Origin of the sequence: Alienimonas sp. DA493 (genome assembly GCF_043951915.1) — a bacterium.
Classification (GTDB): domain Bacteria; phylum Planctomycetota; class Planctomycetia; order Planctomycetales; family Planctomycetaceae; genus Alienimonas.
Window position 1 is genome coordinate 1 of record NZ_JBINJD010000061.1, and the last position, 21,839, is coordinate 21,839.

Sequence of the window (21,839 nt, forward strand, 5' to 3'; positions counted from 1 at the left end):
GCCGGGCCGCCGGCGCCCAGCCCGCGGCGGCGGCCGGGATCCCGGATCAGCGACCGTAACGCCGTCGCCACCGCCGCCGCGTCGATGCCGGTGAGGACCCCGCCGACGGGGGTCCGGCCCGCGGCGCCGGTCGGCTTCAGGATCTCCCGCCCGCCCCCGATCGCCGTCGTCACCACCGGGCAGCCAGCGTACAGGGCCTCGACGAACACGATCCCGAACGGTTCCGGGCCGACGTTCGGCTGGCAGTAGACGTCCGCGGCGCTCATCAGCGCCGGCACGTCGTCCCGGTGCCCCAACCACCGCAGGCGGTCGGCGACGCCCAACCGCGCCGCCCGCGTCTTCAGCGCCGCCATCCGGGACCGCTCCACGCGGCGCTGGGCGTCGCCGGCGATCGCACAGGTCCAGCCGGGCACGTCCCGCAGCCGGCCGAGGGCCTCCAGCAACAGCTCGTGCCCCTTCCACGGTTCGAACCGGGCGGCGATGAGGAGCAGCGCGTCCGCGTCGCCGACGCCCAGTTCCTGGCGGACCGCCGCCCGGCGCTCCGGCGCCGTCGCCGGCGGGGCGGGGACGGGATAGCGGACGAGCCGGTCGCGGTTCTGCGCAACGCCCAGCCCTTTCGTCAGCAGCCGGGACGCGGGGCGGTCGCGGACGAACTCGCTGTTGAAGATCACGCCGTCCGCCCCGCGGGCCATCGCCCGGCGGAAGGTCCAGTGGGCGGAGTCGGGGTCGTCGTGCACCCACAACAGGCGGGGCGTCCGCCGCGAGACGGCGCCGAACATGGCGAGCGGCCAGAAGCTGTGGAACAGCAGCGCGTCGTAGGGCCGCTCCTCGGCCGCGGCGGTTCGCAAGTGTTCCGCCAGCCGCCGCCGGGCCCGCAGGCCGGTCCACGGGGCCCGCCGCCGCACCGGGCCGAGGTCGAACACCCGCCCGCCGGCGGCCCGCAGCCGCTCGCTCAGCCGGCCCTCGAAGCAGAGGGCGAAGTCCTGCCGCAGCCCCCCGGCCGGCTCGCCCGCGGTCCGTTTCCGGTCGCCCCGTTCGCCGCCCCGGGCTTCCTGGGCGTGCAGCGTTTCCAGCAGGCGTTCCACCCCGCCGTACAGGTTCCCGCTGTAGACGTGCAGCAGGCGGAACGGCCGGGCCGACGAGGACCGCGGCGCCGTCCGCCCCCGGGGGCCGACGCCGGACGCGGCCGCCGGTTCCGCGGCGGCGTCGCCCGTCACGGCGGCGTTCCCGGTCGCGGCGGCGTTCCCCGTCGCGGCGGGCGAGGGGTCGGCGAGAGGCGGCGGGGGATCAGCGACCACCATGACGGACCGCTCGATCGGTCAGTTCCTCGTAAATCGCCTCCACGCGGCCCAGCATGAGGTCCCGGTCGAACTCCGCGAAGGCCCGGCGGCGGGCGCCGTCGGCCAGTTCGCGGCGCATCGAGGGGGACTCCGCCAGCCGATTCGCGGCCCGGGCCAGGGCGGCGGCGTCGCCGGGGGCGACCGTCAGCCCGCTGACGCCGTCCACGCTGACCGCCGGCACGCCGGAGCCGGGAATCGCGGTGTTGATCACCGGGCAGCCGCTGGCCATCGCCTCGATCTGGGCGATCCCGAACGACTCGCTGCGGTGCGTGCTGGGGAACCAGAGGGCGGTTGCGGCCCGAAGGGCGACCCGCACGGCGGCGTCGTCGGCGTTGGGGTGGAAGACGATGCGGTCGGCGACGCCGCACCCCTGCGCGACGCGTTCGACCCGCTCCGCCAACGGCCCGTCCCCCACGATCAGCAGCGTCCCCGGCACGTCCCGCAGCGCCCGCACCGCGACCTCGTGCCCCTTATAGTAGACCATCCGCCCGACCATCACCCACAGCGGGCCGGGGTGCCGGGACCGCAGAACGTCCGCGGCCTTCTCCGCGACCGGATCGAGACCGGCGAACCGGGCCAGGTCGATGCCGAAGGGCACCACCCGCACGCGGTCGGCGTGCTCCCGCAGCACCGGCGAGGCCCGGGCGTACTCCGCGCTGGAGACCAGAATCGCCCCCGCCCGTTGCAGCGCCTTACGTTCCATGATCCGCAGCAGCGCCGCCGCCCGCGACTGCCGGATGATGTCGCTGTGATAGGTGACGACCGTCGGCCCCCGGAACCGACTGCGGGCCAGGGCGAACATCATCATCGGGTTCGGGACGTGCAAATGCAGCAGGTCCGGCGGGTTGTCGGTCGGCTCGCACAACCGTCCGACCCGCGCGCCCCGTCCGGACGCCGCCCGCTCGCGTTCCGGACCCGCCAGCAGGCGGTTCGCCTCCATCGCCAGCCGCGGGCAGACGTCCAGCTTCATGACGTTGCCGAGGCGGCCGTGCAGGGTCACGTCGACGCCGTCGTCCTCGAACCGCCGGCTGCGGGTGCGGCCCAAAGTCAGCGCCCGCCCGCCGCCCGAGGCGTTCCCGCCGCAGTTCACCGCGTGCACCGCGATCCGGTGGCCCCGCTCCGCCAGCCCGGCGGCTAGCTCCCGCACGTGCGATTCGATCCCCCCGCGGGCCGGCGCGTAGTACTTGCCCAGGTGGGCCACGCCCAGGCGGGCCACGTCCCGCCGCCGGGGCAAGCCCTCGACCGGCCGGCCGCCGACGGTCTTGGCGTCAGGACGTACCCGGACCTTCGGGACCCGCACCTCCGGCCCGGCGAGAACCTCCGTGGACGGTGACAACATACGGCGCGGGGTACGGAACGGCGGGACGACTCGCGTCGGGGAGGGACGCCTCGCTCGACGGACCCCGGGGGCGTTTTTTCGGACTGAAGGGTCCGCATCGGAACCGTTCAGCGCCTCCGGCGGGCGGCATCGTAGCCATTCCCGACGCCATCGGAACCGCCCGGCCACCCCAGTCGACCGATTCCTGAAGATTCCCCCAACCCCCCGAACCTCTCTGCGCACCGCTCTCCCGCCGCGGGAGAGCGCCGGGCCCCCGGCCGAGCGCCAGCCGGGAACCGGCCGGAGAACCCGCCCGGGGGCGTTCGGGACGGCGGTCCGGGCGGCGGTCGGCCCCTCGCCCTTGAAGCCCCGCGGCGGGCGCCCCACACTCCCGCGCCTTCATCGCACCTGAACCCCGCGCCCGCACGCTCCCCCCGATGGCCGACCTCATTCCCCCGCACGGCGGCCTCGCCGAGCCCGTCGACCGTACCGTCCCCGCCGCCGAAGTCGAAGACTTCAAGAAGGCCGCCGCGGAGCTTCCGCAGGTGCCCGTCAGCGCCGCGGACCTCTCCAGCGTCTACCGGATCGCCGACGGTACGCTCTCGCCCCTGACCGGGCCGATGACCAAGGCCGTCTACGACAAGGTCCTCAGCGACAGCGTCATCACCCACAACGGGTTCGATTACGCCTGGACGATCCCGATCGCCTTCCCGCTGACCGAGGAGCTGTCCACCAAGGTCCTCGCCGGCCAGACCGTCGCCCTGACCGGCCCCGACGGCGAGATCGTCGCCACGGTCGACGTCGAGGACGTCTACCCCTGGGACAAGGCCGAGTACGTCAAAGCCGTCTACGGCACCGAGCGGACCGACCACCCCGGCGGTCAGATGGTGATGGAGGGCGACGCCGAGGCCACCCACCTGTTCGGCGGCACCCTGCGGGCCCTGCCCCAGCCGAAGAACCCGGCGTTCGGCCAGTACGTGCTCTCGCCGAAGGAAGTGCGGAAGGTCGTCGCGGAGAAGGGCTGGGACGCCGTCGTCGGCTTCCAGACCCGCAACCCGCTGCACCGGGCCCACGAGTACGCCCTGGTCTACGGCTTGGAAACGCTGCTCCGCGAGGGCAAGAACGCCGGCGCCGTGCTGAACCCGCTGGTCGGCGAGACCAAAAGCGACGACGTCTCCGCGGAGATCCGCATGCAGACGTACGAGCAGCTGATCGCCGACAAGGGCCTCGGCGAGGGCGACAGCGACGCGGAGCTGTGGCAGAAAGTCGGCGGCGAGGTCGCCGACCGCGTCATCCTGCTGGGCCTGGACATTAAAATGTTCTACGGCGGCCCGAAGGAAGCGGTGATGCACGCCATCTACCGGCAGAACATGGGCCTGACGCACATCGTCATCGGCCGCAAACACGCCGACGCCCCCTTCGCCGACGGCACCGCCATCTGGGGCGACTTCGACGCCCACGAGATCTTCGACAACCTCAAGGGCGAGTTGAAGATCCAGCCCCTCAAGGTCGGCTTCGCGGCCTACTACGAGAGCATGGGCCGGGTCGACCTGATGGAGAACCACCCGGACGAGAAGCCGGTCTTCATCAGCGGCAAGCAGGTCCGCGCCACCCTGCAACAGGGCGAGCAGGTCGACGAACGCATCATGCGTCCCGGCACCAGCAAGATCCTCGCCGAGGCGATGAAGGCGTAGTTCCCACGCCCGAGCATTGAACTCGCGTCGTAACGCCGAGGCCCCGCGGGGCCTCGGCGTTCTTATTTTCGCCGCTCGTCAAATGCGAGGCAGCGGTCAGTCTCCCGCCGGCATCGGGACCTCCGGCAACTCCAACACCTGCCCTTGGCCCAGCAATCGCTCGCGGAGTCGGGCGTACGGGAGCTCCTGGACCGGAACGTCGCTCGCCGCGGCCAGGGCCGCGGCGACGCCGGCGGATTGGCCGACGATCATCCACGTGCCCTCGATCCGCAGCGACGAGATGCCCACGTGCGTGCAGGAGAGCGCCACCGGCACTAACAGGTTCTCCGCCTGCTCGGCCCGGGGCAGAATCGCGCGGTACGGCACGTGGTAGGCGTAACCCTGCTTGGGCGTCCGCCGTCGCACGGGGAAGATCGTGCCCTCGTTAATCACCCCCTCGCCCTTCCGAGCGACCCGCTGACAGTCGTGCGAATCGATCGGGAAGGAAGAAATCGCGATCGGGTCGTCCTTTGCCGGCTCTTCTAAAATATCTTTCTGACTGATCACGTGGAGCCCCCGCATCCGCCGCGATTCGCGGACGTATAACGCCGGCGGGAAATGGTCGTGGTCCTGAAATTCGTCTTTGCACAGTCCGAGCCCGGCGTAGTTTCGGCGGACGTTCTCGGGCACGGCGGGATCGGTCGTCAGGAAGCGGATGAACTCCAGCGTGTATTGCTTGTGCTCCTCCCAGATTTCGGCTCGTTCCGCCGCGTCGGCCGCGTGCCAGTCGTCGGCGCCGCCGACCAGGCCGAGCGAGAACTGCCCGCCGATCGAATTATTGCCGTCCAGCTTCCCGCCCGGCAGCGGGTAGAGGTCGAAGCCGACGCCGCCGACGCCCGCCTTCAAGGCCCGGCGGACGATTTCAAAGCGGGCGGGGTCGTAGTCCGCCGGCGCCGGCATCGGCACCCGATTCGCCGGGTCCCGCGTGAGGCAGAGACGAAAGCTATAGGTCATCACGTGGTCGTCGCCGGCCCGCTCTGGGCCGGCGTCGGCCGTGGTGACGAGCGGCAGCGGTTCGCCGTCGTCGCCGAAGCCGTCGATTTTCATCAACGATTTGGGATACCGCTTGCCAGCCAGCGATTCGCCGTACTCGTCGCGGCCTTCGCGGCCGACCGTCCAGTCGACGCCCGCGGCGGCCATCAGGTCGCCCTCGTAGGTGCCGTCGACAAACGCCTCAGCGGCGAACACGCCGTCGTTCGTTGTCAGCGACGTGATCCGGGCGCCCTCCTTTTCCACAGATTGCAGCACGCGCCCCGTCAGGGTGACGACGCCGGCTTCCTCCAACATTTGCCGGGTCACCCGCATCGCGACGTGCGGCTCGAACGTCCAGCGGGACTGATCTTTGACCGTCGGGTCGTAGGGGGCCGGAAGGCCGCGATCCGTATAATCTTTCGCGATCCGCACGTGCCATTCGTGGAACAGCCCCATGACCGTGCTGCGGACCATCTGATTGGAGTCGCAGTGGCTCAACCCGCCGGTGCTGAGTCCGCCGACGTGGTCGGTCGGTTCGATGAGCAGCGTCGAGGCCCCCTCGCGGGCCGCGGCGATCGCGGCGCAGAACCCGCCCGGCGTCGCCCCGTAGACGATCACTTCCGCCCGCCGCGGCTCGCTCTCGCCCGGCGGCCCGGCCGCCGCCGCGGACGGGGCGCCGCAGCAGAAGATCAGCAGCGACGCTATGAACTGTGCGGCTCGGTTCATGACGAGCTTTCCCCCGGCGGGCGACGGCAGGGGATTCTTAGTGAGGACGGATCGGTCTCGGCCCCACGCTACCGCACGGCACCGCCCGCTCGCAATTCGGCGTCGACCGCCGGGCCGTCGGATCGCCGCGTCGCGGCCGTCGCCGAAGATCGCCTTTTATTGAGTCGTCGCGCCCGCCGTCAGCAGACCGTCCACGAGCGCCTCGATCGTTTCGTCGCCCGTCGCGTCCTGCCAGTTCAACTCGCCCTGCCACCAGCCGCGGAGGTAGCCTTCCTGATCGACGACGTACACCGTCGGCCACATCGTGTTGCTCCAGGCGTCCCAGTTCTTCGACTCCAGGTCGACGAGGATCGGGAAGTCCAAGCCGCGCTCTTTCGCGGCGGCCCGCACGGCGGCGGGGTCCCGTTCGCGGGCGGTCTCCGGGGTTTGGATGCCGAGCACGACCACCTCGTCCTCGTCGTACGTCTCGTGCCAGCGGTTATAAATCGGGAAATTGGCGTGACAATTGTGGCACTGGAAGGCGTAGAAGTGCACGAGCACCACCTTCCCCCGGAGGTCTTTGAGCGTCAGCGGCTTTGAATTAATCCAGTCTTCCACCGGCTCCAACTCCGGGGCCGTCGGGTAGACCCGCGTCAGACCGGTCACATTAAACGGTTCGCCCAGCGCGAGACCGAGAGCCCGCTGTTGCTCCGGGCGGAGGACCTCGCCGGGGGCGGCCCGTTCGGCCTCGGCCGCGGCCCGGGCGTCGGCCTCGAGCCGCTCCGTCGCTTCGCCCCGGAGCCGGGCCTGCTGGAGCTGCCGCTGAGCCGCGTCCGTCGCCCGGGCGCGTTCGGCGAGTCGGCGCCGCTGCGCGTCCCGGAGGTCCAGTTGCCGTGCGAGCTCCTCGCGAAACAGGGACCGCGTGCCCAGCGCCTGGTATTCCAGCTGCCGCAGTCGTCGGCGTTGCTCGGCGGAGGCCTGATTCGCCAGCCATTCGTGAACGCGATCTTCGAGGCCGCTGATCACCTCGCGCTGTTTCGCCTCCGGCAGGTTCCGCGACCGGAACCATGGGCCGTCGGTCTCCGTGAACAATTCCTCCAGCCCCCGCACCTGCTCGGCCGTGAGGCCCAGCTCCCGATGCACCTCGGGGGCGTGCAGCAGGGCGAGGAGACGCTGCGGGGCGAGGGCGGCGTCGGGCGCCGCGGGGCGGTCCAGCTCCGCCGCCGGCGGCTGGAAGGCGCTGAGGCAGGCGGCGAGGGCGAGGCCGGCGGGCACGGCGTTCGGCTCGGGTCGAGTCGGGCGGGGGCGGGACGACGTGAATGAGCGGGAGCCGCGATGCCGTGGCACGAGACCGGCGGCAGGGAACCTCCCCCGACCTTCCGGAGCGTCAGTCGGTCGCGGGCGGCGGCGCGTCGTCGGCCGTGGCGGCGAGCGTCCAGTACATCCGGGCGACGGCGGCGCTGGGGAGCAGGGTTTTGACCAGCGGGCGCTCGGCCCGGTCGCCGCGGTCCCGCCAGCGGCGGCGGGATTGGACGCGTTCGTCGCCGGCGGGGCGGTAGGCGGCGCGGTTCGGGTCGAACGCCCCGGCCCACTGCTCCCGAAACAGGGCGTCGCGGGTCGCGTCGATCCGGCGGAGCCGGGCGTTGCGGAAGTAGAGGCCGTCGGCGGGGTCGCGGACGTAGCGGTACAGGTAGGCCGCGGTGCGTTCCGCCTCGGCCCGGTACTTCGGTTCGTCCAGCGTCTCGGCGGCGACGGCGAGGCCCTCGATCAGGTGGGGGATGAAGAAGGCCGTGTCGGCGGGGTAACGGCGGGCGGGGTCGGTGATCGCCTCGTCATAGAGGGCGCCGTCGCGGTCGATCGCCGCGTCCGCGGTGCGTTTCAGCCGGGCGCGGAGTTCCGGCCGGCCGGTGCGGTCGTACAGCAGCGCCGTGCCGATCAGCGTCAGGCCGGTGTTGTAGGACCAGCAGCGGCCGTCCAGGCGCCATTCGTCGCCGTCGCGTTTGAGGCCGTCGGCGGTCAGGCCGTCAGGGGTGACGCAGGTGGATTCCACCCATTCGAGATAGGTTGCCGCCCGCTCGACATTTTCCTCCGGCCGAACGCCGAGGTCCGCCAGCTTCAGCGCCGCGACCGCCGCGGTGGAGGCGCTGATCGCCGCCCGCTGGTTCTGGTGCGGCGGGCCGTCAGGGCGAAAGCCCCACCGCATGCCCAGCGGGCCGTCGTCGTCCCGCCACTCGGCGTGGACGTAGTTCTCCATCACCTCCGCGGCTCGGTCGGCGTAGCGGCGATCGCCGGTGGCGACGGTCGCCTCGCAGAAGCCCATGATCAGCCAGGCGTTGTCGTCGCTGTAGCTGTCGAGGTTCCCGGGGCCGAAGAACCAAGCGTTGTAGGCGGACCGCGACGGGTCGTAGTACCGCTCCAGCGCCGCGAAGGCGTCTTCGAGGTCCTGCCGGTACTCCCCCGGCCGGGCGGCCTCGGCGGCGGCGAGCATGCGGAACGCGTCGGTCAGCGGCCAGAGCGTGTGGCCGTAATACCGGCCGCGTTCGTCGCCCGTCCGGACCGTGCCCTCCGCCGCGACGGGCGAGACGTATCGGCCGCGTTCCTCGTCCCAAAACGCCTCCCGCACCCGCCGGGTCAGCCGCTCCGCCTCCGCCGCCCACCCGCCGGGCGGCGGGGCCGGGTGCGCCGCGTCGCCGGCCGCCGCGGTCACGTCGTCCAAAGAAACCGCCGCCGGGGCGACGCCGCAGACGAGCGCCAACACGCACAACGCCCCGCTCGCCGGACGAACGAAGACCCGGAAGACGGGGCGGTCGGACTGACGAATCATCGAGCGGCGTTCGATCACGGGGGACGGTCCGCACGGTTCCCGATGCCCGGGAGCCGGCGTGAAAGGCTACGGACGAACCCGCCCCCGGCCACCCCGGCGGCGGGCCGGGCGGCGACGCGCTACTCCGACGACTCCAACGGCTGCGGGGCGACGCCCTCGTCGGTGATCGTGATCGGTTCGATCCGGCCGTTCTCGTCGAAGGTCATGCGGTCGATACAGGTGACCCGGTGGTTGCCGTCCGTCTCGCCGAGGGGGCGGCGGTGATAGACGGCGTACCATTCGTCGGTTCCGGGCGCCCGGATGACGGAGTGATGCCCGGCGCCGGTGGCGACCTCGGGGTCCTGCTGCAAAACCTTGCCGATCCGTTCGAACGGACCGAAGGGCGAGTCGGCGACGGCGTACGCCACGCTGTAATCCGGCCCCGTCCAACCGCCCTCGGACCACATAAAGTAATACCGGCCGTTCCGCACGAACATCACCGGCCCCTCGACGTAGCCCTCCGGCGTGATCTCTTTGAAAATTTCGCCGTTCTCGAAGGGAACGAAGCCGGTGTAATCGTCGTTTAATTTGGCGATATTGCAGCGCCGCCAACCGCCGTAAATCAGGTAGTCCGTCCCGTCCGGCGCCCGGAACACGAATTGATCGATCGGCTGAGCGCCGTTGTGGAACCGGTCGATCAGCGGTTTGCCGAGGTAGTCCTTGAACGGCCCCGCCGGCGAGTCCGCGACGGCGACGCCGATCCCGCCGACGGCTTCGTCGTTTTGAATGTCGTTGGCGCCGAAGAAGAAATAATAGCGGCCGTTCTTTTCGACCACCGACGGCGCCCACATCGCCCGCCGCGCCCAGGAGACGTTCTTCTTTTCGAGAACGCGCTCGTGCTTCTCCCAGCGCACCAGATCCTTCGACGAAAAGGCGTCGAAGAACGTCTGCTCGTCGTAGGGGGCCGAATACGTGGGATAGATCCAGTAGCGATCGCCGAAAACGACGCCCTCCGGATCGGCGTACCAGCCGTCGAACAACGGGTTGCCGGAGGTCTCGGCGGCCCCGTCCCCCTCCCCGGCGAACGCCGAGCCGACGAACGGGACGGCGAGCAGCACAACGGCGGGGAGCAGGCGCAACGTTTCGGGCATCAAGGTCGCTCAGTTTTGGAAGGGGGCGACTGAGCTTACCCGCGGAGGCCGGCGTGTCACCCCGCCGGTTACCTCGCCGGCGGGACGACCGGGCGGGCGGCGACGATCTCCTCCAACAGCGGGCGGTACGCCTTCCGGGCCGCGTCCCGCACGGCCTCCGCGGCGGGGTCCCGGCCGGATTCGTCCAGCGTGCGATCGTAGAGTTTGAACCAGGTCCGCAGCAGTTTCTCCGTCGTCAGGGCCTCGGCGGCGGTCTTGAGCCGGTCCACCTCCGCGGGGACGAGGGCGTGGAGGTAGGCGAGGCGGGCGAGTTCCTCCTGGGCCAGCGGGCGGAGGGCGTCGGCGTCGTCCGGGGCGAAGTTGTCGGCGATGATCTGTCCGCCGCGTTCGCCGAAGCCGGCGCCGATCCAGCCGCCGGCCAATCCGCCGACCGCCCCGCCGACCAGCGGACCGAGGATCGGAATGAAAAACAGCGACGTCGCCCCGACCGCCGCCCCGGTGGCGGCGCCCGCGGCCCCGCCGGCCGTCACGGCGCCGGCCTCGAAGAGATCCTTCGTCGCCTGCCGCCAGGAGGACTCGCCGGTGACGAGGGCCCGGTAGACGCTCGGTCCGGCGGCGAACATCAGCACGGCGGGGTTCTTGCCGAACGCCGCCCGGGCCAGCCGCTTCGTCGTGCGGCCCTTCGCCTCGCCCCAGACCCAGCCGATCGCCCCGCCCACCGCGGAGGCCCCCCGCTCCGCCAGCGCCGCCGCCGTGCCCAGCGGGCCGTCGCCCCAACTCTCGTCGTCCTGGGCTTCCGTATAAGCCTCCGCCCAGACCGTCTGGGCCCGGCGGATCGTCTCCGTCACCCCGCCCGGCGCCCGGCAGACGACGCGGTCGGTCGTCGGGTCGTAGGCGAGCCCCTCGACCTTGCCGCCGCGGGCGAGGTTCGCGGCCTGCTCGTAGGCGTAGGCGCCCTCGCGCACCCGCGCCTCGGCCTCCTCGGGGGAGAGGTCGGCGCGCTCGGCGAGTTTGCGGACGCACTCCTCCCGCTGCCCGGCGGGGGCTTCGAGGGGGGCGTCGGCGGTCGGGGCGTCGCCGTCCTCGAGGGCGGCGGCGACCGTGGAAGCGGCGTCGGGGCCGTAAAACGCGGGCGTATGGCGGGGGGCGGGCGACGACATCCCGGCAGAATACCCGGTCGCCAGGTCGGGGCCGACGGGGGACGCCCCCGCCGACGCGTCCGGCCGAGTAGGATGGCCGGGCAGCGCGCTCGTGCCCCCCGCCGGAGAGGACCATGTCCTTTCAACGTTCCCCCTCCCGCCGCAACTTCCTCACCTCGACCGCCGGCGCCGCCTCGCTGCTGGGATTGGGCGACACGGCGTTCCTGAGCCGCCTGCGGCCGGTCTTCGCGGAGGAGGCCCGCGTCGACCCGAGCACGGTGCAGTTCGACTCCGGCATTGAACCGACCGTGCGGCTCATCGAAGACACCCCGCGGGAGCGCCTGCTGGAGGAGGTCGCCGCCCGCATCGAGAAGGGGTTGAGCTACCGCGAACTGTTGGCGGCCCTGCAACTGGCCGGCGTGCGGAACGTGCAGCCGCGGCCCTCGGTGGGGCATAAATTCCACGCCGTGCTGGTGGTCAATTCGGCCCACCTGGCGAGCCTGGCCTCCCCGCCGCAGCACCGCTGGCTGCCGATCTTCTGGGCGCTGGATTATTTTAAAAGCGCCGCCGCCCGCGACGTGCGGGAGGGGAATTGGACGATGCAGTCGGTGGACGAATCCGCCGTGCCGGGCTCCACTGCGGCGGGCGCCGCGTTCACCGCGGCGATGGACGGCTGGGACGAATCGGCCGCGGACGTCGCCGCCGCCGGCCTGGCCCGCGCCGCCGGGGAAAATGAGGTCTACGAACGCTTCTTCCGCTACGGGGCCCGGGATTTCCGCTCGATCGGGCACAAGGCGATCTTCGTGGCGAACAGCCGGCGGACGCTGCACTGCATCGGCTGGCGACACGCCGAGCCGGTCGTGCGGTCGCTGGCCTACGCCCTGCTGATGCACGAGGGCGACAACCCCGCCGGCCGCGACGCCGACGCCGACCGCCCCTTCCGCACCAATCAACAGCGACTGACGCAGATCCGCCCCGACTGGCGGGACGGCAAGCTCGACGACGGCGCCACGCAGGAACTGCTGGCGGCCCTGCGGTCCGACGCCAACGAGGCCGTCTGCGACCTGACCGTCGAGATTTTAAACCGCGGCGTCTCCCCGCAATCCGTCTGGGACGGCCTGCTGGTGGGGGCCGGCGAACTCCTCATGCGGCAGCCGGGGATCGTCGCCCTGCACGCCCTCACCACCACCAACGCCCTGCGGTACGCCTACGACGCCAGCGGCGACGACGAGACCCGCCGCCTGGTCCTGCTGCAAAACGCCGCGTTCCTGCCGATGTTCCGCGACGCCATGCACGGCCGCGGCGCGGTGCGGGATTTGAACGTGGAAGCCCTCCAGCCGGCCGCGCTCGACGGCCCGCCGGAGGAGGCGATCGGGCGGATCTTCGCCCAGATCGACGGCGACCCCCTCGCCGCCGCGGCGTCGACGCTGGGCTATCTGCAGGCGGGGAACTCGGCGGAATCGTTGATCGACGCCGCCCGGGTGCTCGTCTATCTGAAGGGGAACGACGCCCACGATTATAAGTTCAGCTCCGCCGTGCTGGAGGACTATTACAAAGTCTCCCCGGCGTGGCGGGACCGCTTCCTGGCGGCGAACGTCTTCAAATTGCAGGGCTCCGCCCGCCCGGACAACGCCCTCGTCCAACGCACCCGCGAGGCGTTCAAGGCGTAAAGGGAGGTTGAGGGCGAGAATCCGATTAACCCGAAGCGTCAGCGAGGGACGTCCGCGCAGCGGACGCGGCCACGTCGCTCGCCCTCGCTGACGCTTCGGGTTGGTGCTCTGAGAGGGCGACGGAACCGCCGCCTACCCCGCCCCGAACCGCACCGCGGAGCGGCCCGCCGGCAGGTCGAAGCAGACGACCGTCCCCTCCGGCGTGCGGCGCCAGGTGTTTTGATCCAGGGCCGCCGCGTCGGCGACCTCTTTCAATTCCTGAACGGCGGCCGGCCCGTCGCCGCGGCGCTCCAGCCGCGGGGGGAGCCGGTCAGCGGGGGCCTCAATTTGCAGGGTGAACTGCGGACAGGCGAAGGGGGCGTCCAGCAATACGTCGCCGCCGTCGCGGGCGATCGTGGTGAACTGCTTCGCCGCGGCGTGGCGGGCGATCTCGCTGAGCTTCATCCAGAGGACCCGATCGTCGAACCGCTCGTGCAGGGCGGTGACGATGCGGCGGAAGGCGGCGAAGCCGGTCTCGGCGCCGTGATTATATAGACCCGGCCAGTGGCAGAGCATCACCGCGGGGTCGCCCCGCTCGATGAGCTCCACCATCCGGCCGCCGGTGGCGTCGGCGTTGCAGTAGAGTTCGTCCCGCAGCGGGTCGTCGCCGGTCCACCCGCCGAACCAGTCGCCCGTGGCGGCCGGCACGGTGACGACGCACTCCGGCGCTCCCGCTTCCAATCCTTGAACGTCCCGCACCTCCGCGGCGACCGGGTCGTCGCCCAGCCGGACGTATTTAAAGAAGTGGCGGACGGTCCCGCCCGGCTCGTCCGCCCCGCCGAACTCGTTCTCCCCGCCGAAGACGTCCCCCACGGCCTGCCGCACGGCGACGGCGAGGCGGTCCTCCACGCCGTTGCCGAAGCCGCCCGGCGTGGTCACGCCCGTGCAGGGCAGCCCGCAGTTCTTCAACACCCGCAGCGACGCGGCGAGGTACGCCGCCAGTTCGTCCGTCGACACGCCCGCGTCGCGGCCGGGATACCAGTTCTCCATATCCGCCGGGCCGGTCAGCGGTTTGGGGCGGCCGGTCTTGAGATCAATCACCCGGGTGTGGGTGAGCATCTCCGGGTGAACGTCCCAGTTCGGCAGCATCAGGTCGCGGACCAGCGCCAGGCTGTCGGCGAGGGCCTGGGCGGACCACCCCGGCAGCGTGCGGTCTAACCAGCCGACGCAGGCCGGGTACGGCACGACGCTGTATTTGCCCCGCACGCCCCGTTCGGCGCACCACTCCCCGAAGGAGCGGACGAAGGCGTCCGGGATCTCCGCCGGCCAGCTTTGCCACGGTTTCTGGTAGTCCTTCCGCCCCGGCCAGGCCTCGGCGAACTGCGGGGTGGCGAACCGGCCGAGGTTCACCAGACAGGTCGAATCGTCGATCACGAACGACAGCGGCACGCGCCCCCGGGGCGACAGCACGGTCACGCCCCGCGGCGCCGCGTCCGCCGCGGCGCCGGCCCGGGCGGCGGCGCCCCGCGGGGAGAATCCGGCGGCGAGCGCCGCCCCGGCGGCGGTTTGCAGGAACTGACGACGGGTGGGACCGGCCATGGGCGTCGGCGCTCAATGCGGAACGAACGCCCGACGTTAGACCGTCGGCGAACGCCCCGCCACGCGCCCCGCAGCGTTAGACTGGCGGCATGTCCCTCGCGACCGCCGCCCCGCCGCCGACCGAACCGCCGTCCGTCGCCCCGCCGACGACGCCCCCCCGCCGGACCGCCCGCTCCGCGTCCGCGGCCCCGGGACTCACGCTGACGGACTTGGCGGAGCGATTCGGCCCGCTGCCGGCCGCCCGGGTGCTGAACGAACCCCGCCCCGGCGCCGCCACCCGGGAGGATTGGGAAGCCGCCAACCGCCGCGGCGACGGCCTGTACGAACTGATCGACGGCACCCTGATCCGCAAAGCCGTGAGCGACCTCTCTTCCTGGCTCGGTGGAAAGCTCTTCCGCCTTCTCGGCAACTTCGCGGAGGACGGCGGCCTCGGCTACGTCCATCCCGCCGACGGGTTCTTCGACTTCTCGGACGGGCTGCGGGCGCCGGACGCCTCGTTCACGCGGCTGAAAGATCGCCCCGACGGCCTCCGGGAGCGCGGCTACAGCGACGTGCCGCCGGCGCTGGTTGTGGAGGTCCTCTCCCCCGGCAACACGCGGCGGGAGATGGAACTGAAGCGGCGAATTTACTTCGCCGCGGGCGTGGAGGTCGTGTGGGAAGCGGACCCGGGGACGCGGACCGTCGTCGTCTGGACGGCGCCGGACGCCTCGCGGGAGCTGTCCGCCGAAAACGGCGACACCCTCTCCGGCGACCCCGTGCTGCCCGGCTTCGCCGTCCCGCTGGCGGAACTGTTCGCCCGCCCGGCCGCCTGAGCGGGTCGGCGCCGGACCGGGCGGGGAACGAACCGGGTCGTCAGCTGCCGGCGTTGGCGGCGGGGGCGGCCTCGACGCCGGCGTTGGCGAGCAGGTCGGCGGGGATGGGCGTCCAGCGGTTCACCGGGGCGGCGAGGTTCTGGTTCGCCACGTGCTTCACCAACGGGTGCAGGCGGCCGTAGGCGGCCAGCAGTTCCGACGGGACGGACTCCCCGGTGAGGATCGCGGTGTTCGACAGGCGCGGCACCTCGCTGGGGGCCAGAGGTTTGAATGCGAACTCCAGCGTGCGGAAGTTCTCCACGTGCTCCGGCGAGGGGCGGGTGTTGTAGCTTTTCGCCATAGCCCGGCCGAGCTCCTCCAACGCCCCCGGCAGGGCGCTCTTCACGTCGCTGGGGGCGCCGGGCAGTCGGACCAGCGCCATCGCGGCCCGGGTGCGGGCCTCAAACGGGCGGGATTCGTCCTGCACGACGGTCAGCAGCTTGCGGAGGAGGGTCGGCTCCCGCAGGTTCAGCCGAGCCACCGCGGCGGCCAGACCGCCCTGCATCCAGCCGGGGTACTCCGGGTGGGCGACGAGGTCGTCGGCGAACAGGTTGGCCGCCTCGAACTGCAGTTGGCCCGGCACGTTGCGGCCGTACTCCGCCACGAAGGCGATCGCGGCGGCCGCCTGATACTTCACGGCCAGCTCCGGCTCCGCGTCGCCGGTCGCCTTGTAGATTTCCAGCAGCGGGCCGAGGGCGGGGCCGTAACGCCGGATCGGGTTGCTCGGGCTGCCGTCGCCGGACACCTCCAACCGGCTGAGGATCTTGATCGCCTGCGTCCGCAGCACGAGGTGATTGTCCTTCAGCTTGACCACCTCCGCGGCGAGGATCGGGAAGACCGCCAGGCGGATCTCCTCGGTGCCGCGGCCGCCCCGGCGGGGGCCGACGTTGCGGTTCGCCTCGCGGATCAGCTCCGCCACCGCGGCGGCGAGGGCGCGGCGGTCCTCGACCATCGGGCCGGGCGGCTCGGGCTCCTCGCCCTCTTCCGCCTCGTCCTCCTCGACCTCCTCCGGCGGGGCCGGGCCGGTGAGTTGGGCGACCCGCCATTTGGCCCAGTTTTCAATGACCGCCCGGTTGTCCGCGTTGGTCGGGCCGACTTCCAGCACGTCCCGGTAGCGGGCCTGCCGGACGGCAAACCCCAGTTGCTCAAGCTCCTCGGGACTCGCCAGCGGGGTGACGGTCGTCATGCTCGCCGGTTTGTTCGGCGGCGGCTGGATGCCGCGGGGCAGCGGCGGGCCGGTTTTGGGGCCGGCCTCCGGGTCCGCCGCGGCGGCGTCCGGCTGAGCGGCCTCCTCGGCGAGTTCCGCCGCCGGGCTGTCCGGGGCGGCCTGCCGCGCGAACGCCGCGGGGGCGACGGCCAGCGTCGCCGCCAGGGCCAGCGCGAACCGGCCCCCCAGCGCCAATCCGCCACGGGGCGACAGCGACCGGACGAACGGCAGCGAACGGGACGACGGACGACGCATGGAACTCTCGGAACGAGCGGCGGAGCGCCGCAGAACGCGACGGTGGGTTAGTCTTCCGGGCGAATCGACGGCGGTCAACGTCCCTCCGCGCCCGGAGTCGCATCGGCGCCGGCGGGAACGCCGCTGCGCCGGTCTCTCCCGCTGCGTCCCTCCGATCGGTTCCCCGCTCGGCCCCCGTCCGCCCCCACCGACCCGGATGAACCTCCTCTTCCACACCCCGGGCCACGCGCGCCACGACCCGACCGCCCTCAGCCCCGGCCATCCGGAGCGGCCGGCCCGGCTGAACGCCCTCGCCCCGGTTCTCGATCAGGCCGCGACGAACGGCTGGACCCGCCGCGAGCATGCCCCCGCGACCGACGACGCCCTCGCCCGGCTGCACCCGGCGGCTCATCTCGCTTGGCTGGAGGAGTTGGCGAACGGCGGCGGGGGCCGGGCGGAGGCCGACACCGCCCTCACCGCCGGGTCGATGGACGCCGCCCGCAGCGCCGCGGGGGCCGGACTGGCGGCGGTGGACGCGGTCGTCGCGGAAAGCGACGTGCGGGCCTTCTGCGCCGTGCGGCCGCCGGGGCACCACGCCCGACCGTTCGTGGACCGCGGAGCGATGGGGTTCTGCCTGCTGGCCAACGCCGCCCTCGCCGCCGCCCACGCCCGGGCCGCCCACGGGCTGAACCGCGTGCTGGTGGTCGACTGGGACGTGCACCACGGGAACGGCACGCAGGACGCCTTCTACGAAGACGAAAACGTGCACTTCCTCAGCCTGCACCGCTTCCCCTTCTACCCCGGCAGCGGGGCGAAGGACGAAACCGGCGCCGGGGCCGGACTGGGCGCGACCCGCAACCTGCCGACCGCCTTCGGCACCCCGCCGGACACGATCGTCGGCCGGTTCCGCACGGCGCTCGCCGACGTGGCGGACGCCTGCCGGCCGGAGCTGGTGATCCTCTCCGCCGGCTTCGACGCCCGCCGCGGCGACCCGGTGGGCGATCTGGGGCTCGAACCGGAGCACTTCGCCGCCCTGACCGCCGCGGTCGTGGAGGTCGCTGACGCTCACGCCGACGGCCGGATCGTCAGCCTGCTGGAGGGCGGCTACGACCCCGCCCAACTCGCCGAGGGCGTGACGATCCATCTGGCGGCGTTGGCGGCCGGCGGGGCGTCGTCCGAATGACGACAGTGCGAAAATGCGACACCTCCCCGGGGGCCGTCGGCGGACAAATCGGTCCATTCTCATGCGATCGAGATTTTTTCGACGTTACCGGCCGGTTCGCCGCGGGTTGAATTGTTGAATTACTGAGACCGATCGCTCTCGGCTCCAATCCTCCCGCTCCGCCCCGTTGATGCGCCCGCCGCAGCCCCCCCCCGGTCGTCTGTTCGCCCTCGCGGCGCCGTTCCTGCTGGCTCTGAGCGTCGCCTGCCCGGCGGCGGAGCCGGTGGAACCGGCGGAGGCGACGGGCCGGCCCGGCGGCGCCCCGGCGCCGTCGGCCGTGCGGGCGGCCGCGGCGGTGGACGCGGCGGTCGCGGCGTACCTGTCGGACGAGGCGCTCTCCCCGGCGCCGATCGCGGCGAACGACGACCTGCTGCGGCGGCTCACGCTGGACGTGGCCGGCCGCCTGCCGACCCCCGCGGAGCAGGCCGACTTCGCCCGCATGGACGCCGCCGACCGCGGCGACCGGGCCGTCGCCCTCGACGCCCTGCTGGACGATTCCGGCTACGCCGCCAACTGGGCGGCGTACTGGCGGGACGTGATCTTCAAGCGGGCCACCGACCAGCGGGCCGCCCGCAGCGATCACGTCTTCGAAGCCTGGATGACCGAGCAGCTGGCCGCCGGCCGCGGCTGGGACGAGATCGCCACGGAGCTGATCACCGCCACCGGAGAGATCGGCGAGAACGGGGCGACCGGGCTGATCCTCGCCCAGGGGGCCGCCGGCGGGGAGGTCGCCGCGGAGACCAGCCGCATCTTCCTCGGGGTGCAGATCCAGTGCGCCGAGTGCCACGATCACCCCTACGACCGCTGGAAGCGCGAGGACTTCCACACCCTCGCCGCCTACTTCCCCCGCATCCGTCTGCGGCGGGTCGACCTGCCGGAGAAGCTGCCCAACGGCCAACCGCGGCGGACGTTCGAGGTCGCCAGCGTGAACGCCCCCGGCGGGGATCGGGGCCAGGCGGAACAGGGCGTGAAGCGCCTGCGGGAGGCGCTGACCCGCCGGTTCCGCTTCCTCGACGCCGACAACGACGGCGGGCTCTCGCTGGAGGAATTGCAGAAGACCCCCGCCCGTCGCCGGGCCGACCGCGTCCTCGCCGCCGCCGACCGGGACGGCGACGGGAAGCTCAGTCGGGACGAGGTGCGGGACCTGAAGGTTCCCGCCGCTCTGCTGGCCAACACCCGGGCCGGCGAGCACTTCATGCCGGACCTGGAGAACCCCGAGGAGCCGGGCACGCCGATCGACCCGGCGTTCTTCCTGACCGGCGAAGCCTCGGAGCCGGGCCTGCCGGACGCGGAGCGCCGGGCCGTCGCCGCGGACCTGATCACCGGCAACGAATGGTTCGCCAAGGCCGTCGTGAACCGCGTGTTCACGCAGCTGACCGGCGAGGGCTTCTACACCCCGGTGGACGACATCGGCCCGGACCGCAGCGTGCGGTTGGAGCCGGCCCTGGACGTTCTGGCCGAAGGCTTCGTCGCCAACGACCACGACCTGCGGTGGCTGATCCGGGCGATCTGCCTGACGGACCTCTACAGCCGGGCGATCGACGCCGACGCCCCGGCGTTCGCGGCCGCCTGGCCGGTCCGGCTGCGGGCCCACCAGATCTACAACAGCGTCGCCCACGTCGCCGGCAACGGGGACCTGGAGACGGGGCTGGACCGCCTGAACGCCGGCGGCCGCCGCGGCCGCCGGGCGGGGGCGTACGGCACGCCCGACCCCCGCCCCGCGGCGTCGCGGGCGCTGGAGGAGACCTTCGGGTTCGATCCCAGCACGGCCCGGGAGGACCTCAACGGCGACATCCCGCAGGCGCTGGCCCTGATGAACGGCCTGCTGACGAACCGGCTCGCCTCGGCGAACGGCCTGCTGGCGGTCCTGCTGTACGAAAACCCCAGCGACGTCCACGCCGTCCGGGCGCTGTACCGGCTGATTCTCGTCCGCGAACCCACGGAGGAGGAGCGCACCGTCGCCTTGGAGTACGTCGCAGCGGCCCCGGACCGGGCGAGCGGCTTCGAGGACGTCGCCTGGGCCCTGCTGAACGGAGCGGAATTCCTGACGCGTCGCTGAACTTCGTGTGAGTCACGCGTTTGCCGCCCTCCAAGAGGGCGGCGAACGACCCGCCCCCGTTTTCTCTCCCGCCCCGCCCCCCGATGTTCGCCCCGCACGCTCACCTGTCCCCCGCCCCCGGCCGCGCCGCCCGCGGAACCTTCACCCGCCGCCGGTTCCTGCGGGACCTGTCGATGTACTCCGCCGCGGGGGCCGCGACGCTCGGCCTGGGCGGGTCGCTGCCCTTTTCCGCGGCGCTCGCCGCGGACGCGGAGGGGATGCGGAAGCGGGGCAAGGCGATGATCGTGCTCTGGATGGCCGGGGCTCCCAGCCAGTTCGAGACCTTCTCCCCCAAGCCGGACCACGAGAACGGCGGCGGCACCGAGACCGTCGCCACCGCGATCCCCGGGGTCGAGTTCGCCAAGGGCTGGGAGAACCTCGCCGCCGCGGCCGGCGATCTGGCGGTGATCCGCTCCATGACCAACAACGAGGGCAACCACCAGCGGGCCAGCTATCAGCTGCACACCGGCTACGCCCCCACCGGCAGCGTGCGGCACCCGTCGGTCGCGGCGGGCATCCTCCAGCAGATCGCCCCGGAGGACTTCAACCTGCCGGCGTCCGTCACCATCGGCGGCGGGCGGGGCGGGGAGCTGTACGGCGGCGGGTTCCTCGGCGTGCAGTACGACCCGCTGAACGTCGGCCGGGCCGGGCAACTCCCCCCGAACGTTCTGCCGACGGCGGGCGAGTTGAACGAACGCCGCGTGCGGAACCGGCTGGCCCTGATGAACAAGCTGGACGGCTCCTTCGCCCGCCGCGGCGGGGCCGCCGTGGTGAAGAACCACCGGGAGATCTACCAGCAGGCCGGCGACCTGATGCTGGACCCGAATCTGGACGTGTTCACCCTCGACGACGAACCGCAGAGCGTCCAAGAGCGCTACGGCGATAGCGAGTTCGGCCGCGGCTGCCTGCTGGCCCGCCGGCTGGTCGAGGCCGGCGTGACCTACGTCGAGGTCCGGATGGGCGGCTGGGACACCCACGACGACAACTTCAACCGCGTCGCCGCCAACGCCGCCCAAGTCGACCCGGCCTTCAGCGCCCTGATCGCGGACCTGAAGGACCGCGGTCTGCTGGACGACACGCTGGTGTTGTGGACCGGCGAGTTCGGCCGCACCCCCAAGGTGAACGCCCGCGGCGGTCGTGACCACTTTCCGAAGGCCTTCAACAGCGTGCTGGCCGGCGGCGGGGTGCGGGGCGGCCAGGTGATCGGCGCCACCACCGCCGACGGCATGGCCGTCGCCGACCGCCCGGTGCGGGTGGACGACCTGCTGCGGAGCTGCTGCCACGCGTTGGGCGTGGACGCCGACCACGAGCACCTCTCCCCGCTGGGCCGCCCGCTGCGGGTGGTCGACAAGGGCGAGGTGGTGGAAGAACTGTTCGCCTGAGCGGCGCCCCATGCGTCGGGCCGCCCGCGGACAGCGGCTGAGAATCTGAACCCAAAAGAACGGCCCCGCCCGAGCGAACTCGGGCGGGGCCGGTTTCTTCACCCGAACAGGGGTTTCTCAGTGCACGCGGGTCTTAGTCGCTGACCGCGGAGTTCTCCTCGAGGTATTCCTCGTCGAACGCCTCCTGCTCCTCCGGCGTCATTGCGGTCGATTCATCGTAGGGCACTTCCCCGTCCTGAACGTCGGAACATCCCACCAGGGCGAGGGGCGCCAACGGGCACAGCAGGACGGCGAGGGCGGACAGACGTGCGGCGGAACGCGGCATGGAAGACTCCGAACGGATTTCGGGGGACGGGACAGGAAAGGGAACGTCAATGTAAGATCGCTTTCCCTTCGTCCGCCAGTCACGCGGTCGAAGTCGGAGAAGGCGCCGCGC

General features: G+C 72.1%; 15 protein-coding genes and 1 pseudogene. 6 read left to right on the top strand and 10 right to left on the bottom strand.

The window, feature by feature from the left end:
• Together ACG2DA_RS11110 and ACG2DA_RS11115 are read right to left on the bottom strand one after the other, a co-directional pair.
• Positions 1-1,301 (bottom strand): glycosyltransferase (locus ACG2DA_RS11110; protein ID WP_395255704.1); only part of this gene is annotated, 1,301 nt, incomplete at its 3' end.
• Positions 1,288-2,679, bottom strand: a complete 1,392-nt coding sequence (locus ACG2DA_RS11115) for a glycosyltransferase (RefSeq protein WP_395255706.1) — start codon at positions 2,677-2,679, stop codon at positions 1,288-1,290. The genes ACG2DA_RS11110 and ACG2DA_RS11115, both read right to left, overlap by 14 nt.
• Before the next feature lie 416 nt (positions 2,680-3,095).
• Here ACG2DA_RS11115 and ACG2DA_RS11120 point away from each other — a divergent pair, with 416 nt between their 5' ends.
• A complete protein-coding gene (locus tag ACG2DA_RS11120; protein ID WP_395255708.1) occupies positions 3,096-4,352 on the top strand; it encodes a sulfate adenylyltransferase in 1,257 nt (418 codons plus the stop codon).
• 108 nt (positions 4,353-4,460) lie between these two features.
• On the opposite strand, the pseudogene ACG2DA_RS11125 reads toward ACG2DA_RS11120, so the two are convergent.
• The 5 genes and pseudogenes from ACG2DA_RS11125 to ACG2DA_RS11145 all read right to left on the bottom strand — a co-directional run.
• Positions 4,461-6,089, bottom strand: a pseudogene (locus tag ACG2DA_RS11125) (FAD-dependent oxidoreductase); the annotation flags it as partial.
• A 156-nt stretch (positions 6,090-6,245) separates the two neighbouring features.
• Positions 6,246-7,343: a redoxin domain-containing protein gene (locus tag ACG2DA_RS11130; RefSeq protein WP_395255710.1), complete on the bottom strand. Its 1,098-nt coding sequence runs from the start codon at positions 7,341-7,343 to the stop codon at positions 6,246-6,248.
• A gap of 112 nt (positions 7,344-7,455) precedes the next feature.
• A complete protein-coding gene (locus tag ACG2DA_RS11135; RefSeq protein WP_395255711.1) occupies positions 7,456-8,892 on the bottom strand; it encodes a glycoside hydrolase family 76 protein in 1,437 nt (478 codons plus the stop codon).
• A 119-nt stretch (positions 8,893-9,011) separates the two neighbouring features.
• Positions 9,012-10,022 carry a glycoside hydrolase family 43 protein gene (locus ACG2DA_RS11140; RefSeq protein WP_395255713.1) on the bottom strand — a complete coding sequence of 337 codons (1,011 nt, stop codon included), beginning with the start codon at positions 10,020-10,022 and terminating at the stop codon, positions 9,012-9,014.
• Between the two features lie 68 nt (positions 10,023-10,090).
• A complete protein-coding gene (locus ACG2DA_RS11145; RefSeq protein WP_395255715.1) occupies positions 10,091-11,182 on the bottom strand; it encodes a hypothetical protein in 1,092 nt (363 codons plus the stop codon).
• Between the two features lie 113 nt (positions 11,183-11,295).
• Between ACG2DA_RS11145 and ACG2DA_RS11150 the strand changes: the two genes are divergently transcribed.
• Positions 11,296-12,831 (top strand): hypothetical protein, encoded by a 1,536-nt coding sequence (locus ACG2DA_RS11150; RefSeq protein WP_395255717.1) that lies wholly within the window; start codon positions 11,296-11,298, stop codon positions 12,829-12,831.
• A 132-nt stretch (positions 12,832-12,963) separates the two neighbouring features.
• Here ACG2DA_RS11150 and ACG2DA_RS11155 read toward each other — a convergent pair whose 3' ends face one another.
• Positions 12,964-14,409, bottom strand: a complete 1,446-nt coding sequence (locus ACG2DA_RS11155; protein ID WP_395255719.1) for a hypothetical protein — start codon at positions 14,407-14,409, stop codon at positions 12,964-12,966.
• 89 nt (positions 14,410-14,498) lie between these two features.
• On the opposite strand from ACG2DA_RS11155, the gene ACG2DA_RS11160 reads away from it, so the two are divergent.
• The gene (locus ACG2DA_RS11160) at positions 14,499-15,221 is read left to right on the top strand and encodes a Uma2 family endonuclease (RefSeq protein WP_395255721.1); all 723 of its coding nucleotides are present in this window, start codon (positions 14,499-14,501) and stop codon (positions 15,219-15,221) included.
• A gap of 40 nt (positions 15,222-15,261) precedes the next feature.
• Here the strand turns inward: ACG2DA_RS11160 and ACG2DA_RS11165 are convergent, their stop codons facing one another.
• A complete protein-coding gene (locus ACG2DA_RS11165) occupies positions 15,262-16,722 on the bottom strand; it encodes a hypothetical protein (protein ID WP_395255723.1) in 1,461 nt (486 codons plus the stop codon).
• 196 nt (positions 16,723-16,918) lie between these two features.
• Between ACG2DA_RS11165 and ACG2DA_RS11170 the strand changes: the two genes are divergently transcribed.
• The 3 genes from ACG2DA_RS11170 to ACG2DA_RS11180 all read left to right on the top strand — a co-directional run bounded on the left by ACG2DA_RS11170 (position 16,919) and on the right by ACG2DA_RS11180 (position 21,403).
• Positions 16,919-17,884, top strand: coding sequence for a histone deacetylase (locus ACG2DA_RS11170; protein ID WP_395255725.1), 966 nt, complete (start codon positions 16,919-16,921; stop codon positions 17,882-17,884).
• Positions 17,885-18,053: 169 nt separating this feature from the next.
• Positions 18,054-19,982 (top strand): DUF1549 domain-containing protein, encoded by a 1,929-nt coding sequence (locus ACG2DA_RS11175; protein WP_395255726.1) that lies wholly within the window; start codon positions 18,054-18,056, stop codon positions 19,980-19,982.
• An 83-nt stretch (positions 19,983-20,065) separates the two neighbouring features.
• A complete protein-coding gene (locus ACG2DA_RS11180; RefSeq protein WP_395255728.1) occupies positions 20,066-21,403 on the top strand; it encodes a DUF1501 domain-containing protein in 1,338 nt (445 codons plus the stop codon).
• Positions 21,404-21,536: 133 nt separating this feature from the next.
• Here ACG2DA_RS11180 and ACG2DA_RS11185 read toward each other — a convergent pair whose 3' ends face one another.
• Positions 21,537-21,728: a hypothetical protein gene (locus ACG2DA_RS11185; RefSeq protein WP_395255729.1), complete on the bottom strand. Its 192-nt coding sequence runs from the start codon at positions 21,726-21,728 to the stop codon at positions 21,537-21,539.
• Positions 21,729-21,839 lie beyond the last annotated feature (111 nt).

Coding starts and splice junctions, on each gene's coding strand:
- ACG2DA_RS11115 (WP_395255706.1), bottom strand. CDS start 2,679: ATGTTGTCACCGTCCACGGAGGTTCTCGCCGGGCCGGAGGTGCGGGTC.
- ACG2DA_RS11120 (WP_395255708.1), top strand. CDS start 3,096: ATGGCCGACCTCATTCCCCCGCACGGCGGCCTCGCCGAGCCCGTCGAC.
- ACG2DA_RS11135 (WP_395255711.1), bottom strand. CDS start 8,892: ATGATTCGTCAGTCCGACCGCCCCGTCTTCCGGGTCTTCGTTCGTCCG.
- ACG2DA_RS11140 (WP_395255713.1), bottom strand. CDS start 10,022: ATGCCCGAAACGTTGCGCCTGCTCCCCGCCGTTGTGCTGCTCGCCGTC.
- ACG2DA_RS11145 (WP_395255715.1), bottom strand. CDS start 11,182: ATGTCGTCGCCCGCCCCCCGCCATACGCCCGCGTTTTACGGCCCCGAC.
- ACG2DA_RS11150 (WP_395255717.1), top strand. CDS start 11,296: ATGTCCTTTCAACGTTCCCCCTCCCGCCGCAACTTCCTCACCTCGACC.
- ACG2DA_RS11155 (WP_395255719.1), bottom strand. CDS start 14,409: ATGGCCGGTCCCACCCGTCGTCAGTTCCTGCAAACCGCCGCCGGGGCG.
- ACG2DA_RS11160 (WP_395255721.1), top strand. CDS start 14,499: ATGTCCCTCGCGACCGCCGCCCCGCCGCCGACCGAACCGCCGTCCGTC.
- ACG2DA_RS11165 (WP_395255723.1), bottom strand. CDS start 16,722: ATGCGTCGTCCGTCGTCCCGTTCGCTGCCGTTCGTCCGGTCGCTGTCG.
- ACG2DA_RS11170 (WP_395255725.1), top strand. CDS start 16,919: ATGAACCTCCTCTTCCACACCCCGGGCCACGCGCGCCACGACCCGACC.
- ACG2DA_RS11175 (WP_395255726.1), top strand. CDS start 18,054: ATGCGCCCGCCGCAGCCCCCCCCCGGTCGTCTGTTCGCCCTCGCGGCG.
- ACG2DA_RS11180 (WP_395255728.1), top strand. CDS start 20,066: ATGTTCGCCCCGCACGCTCACCTGTCCCCCGCCCCCGGCCGCGCCGCC.
- ACG2DA_RS11185 (WP_395255729.1), bottom strand. CDS start 21,728: ATGCCGCGTTCCGCCGCACGTCTGTCCGCCCTCGCCGTCCTGCTGTGC.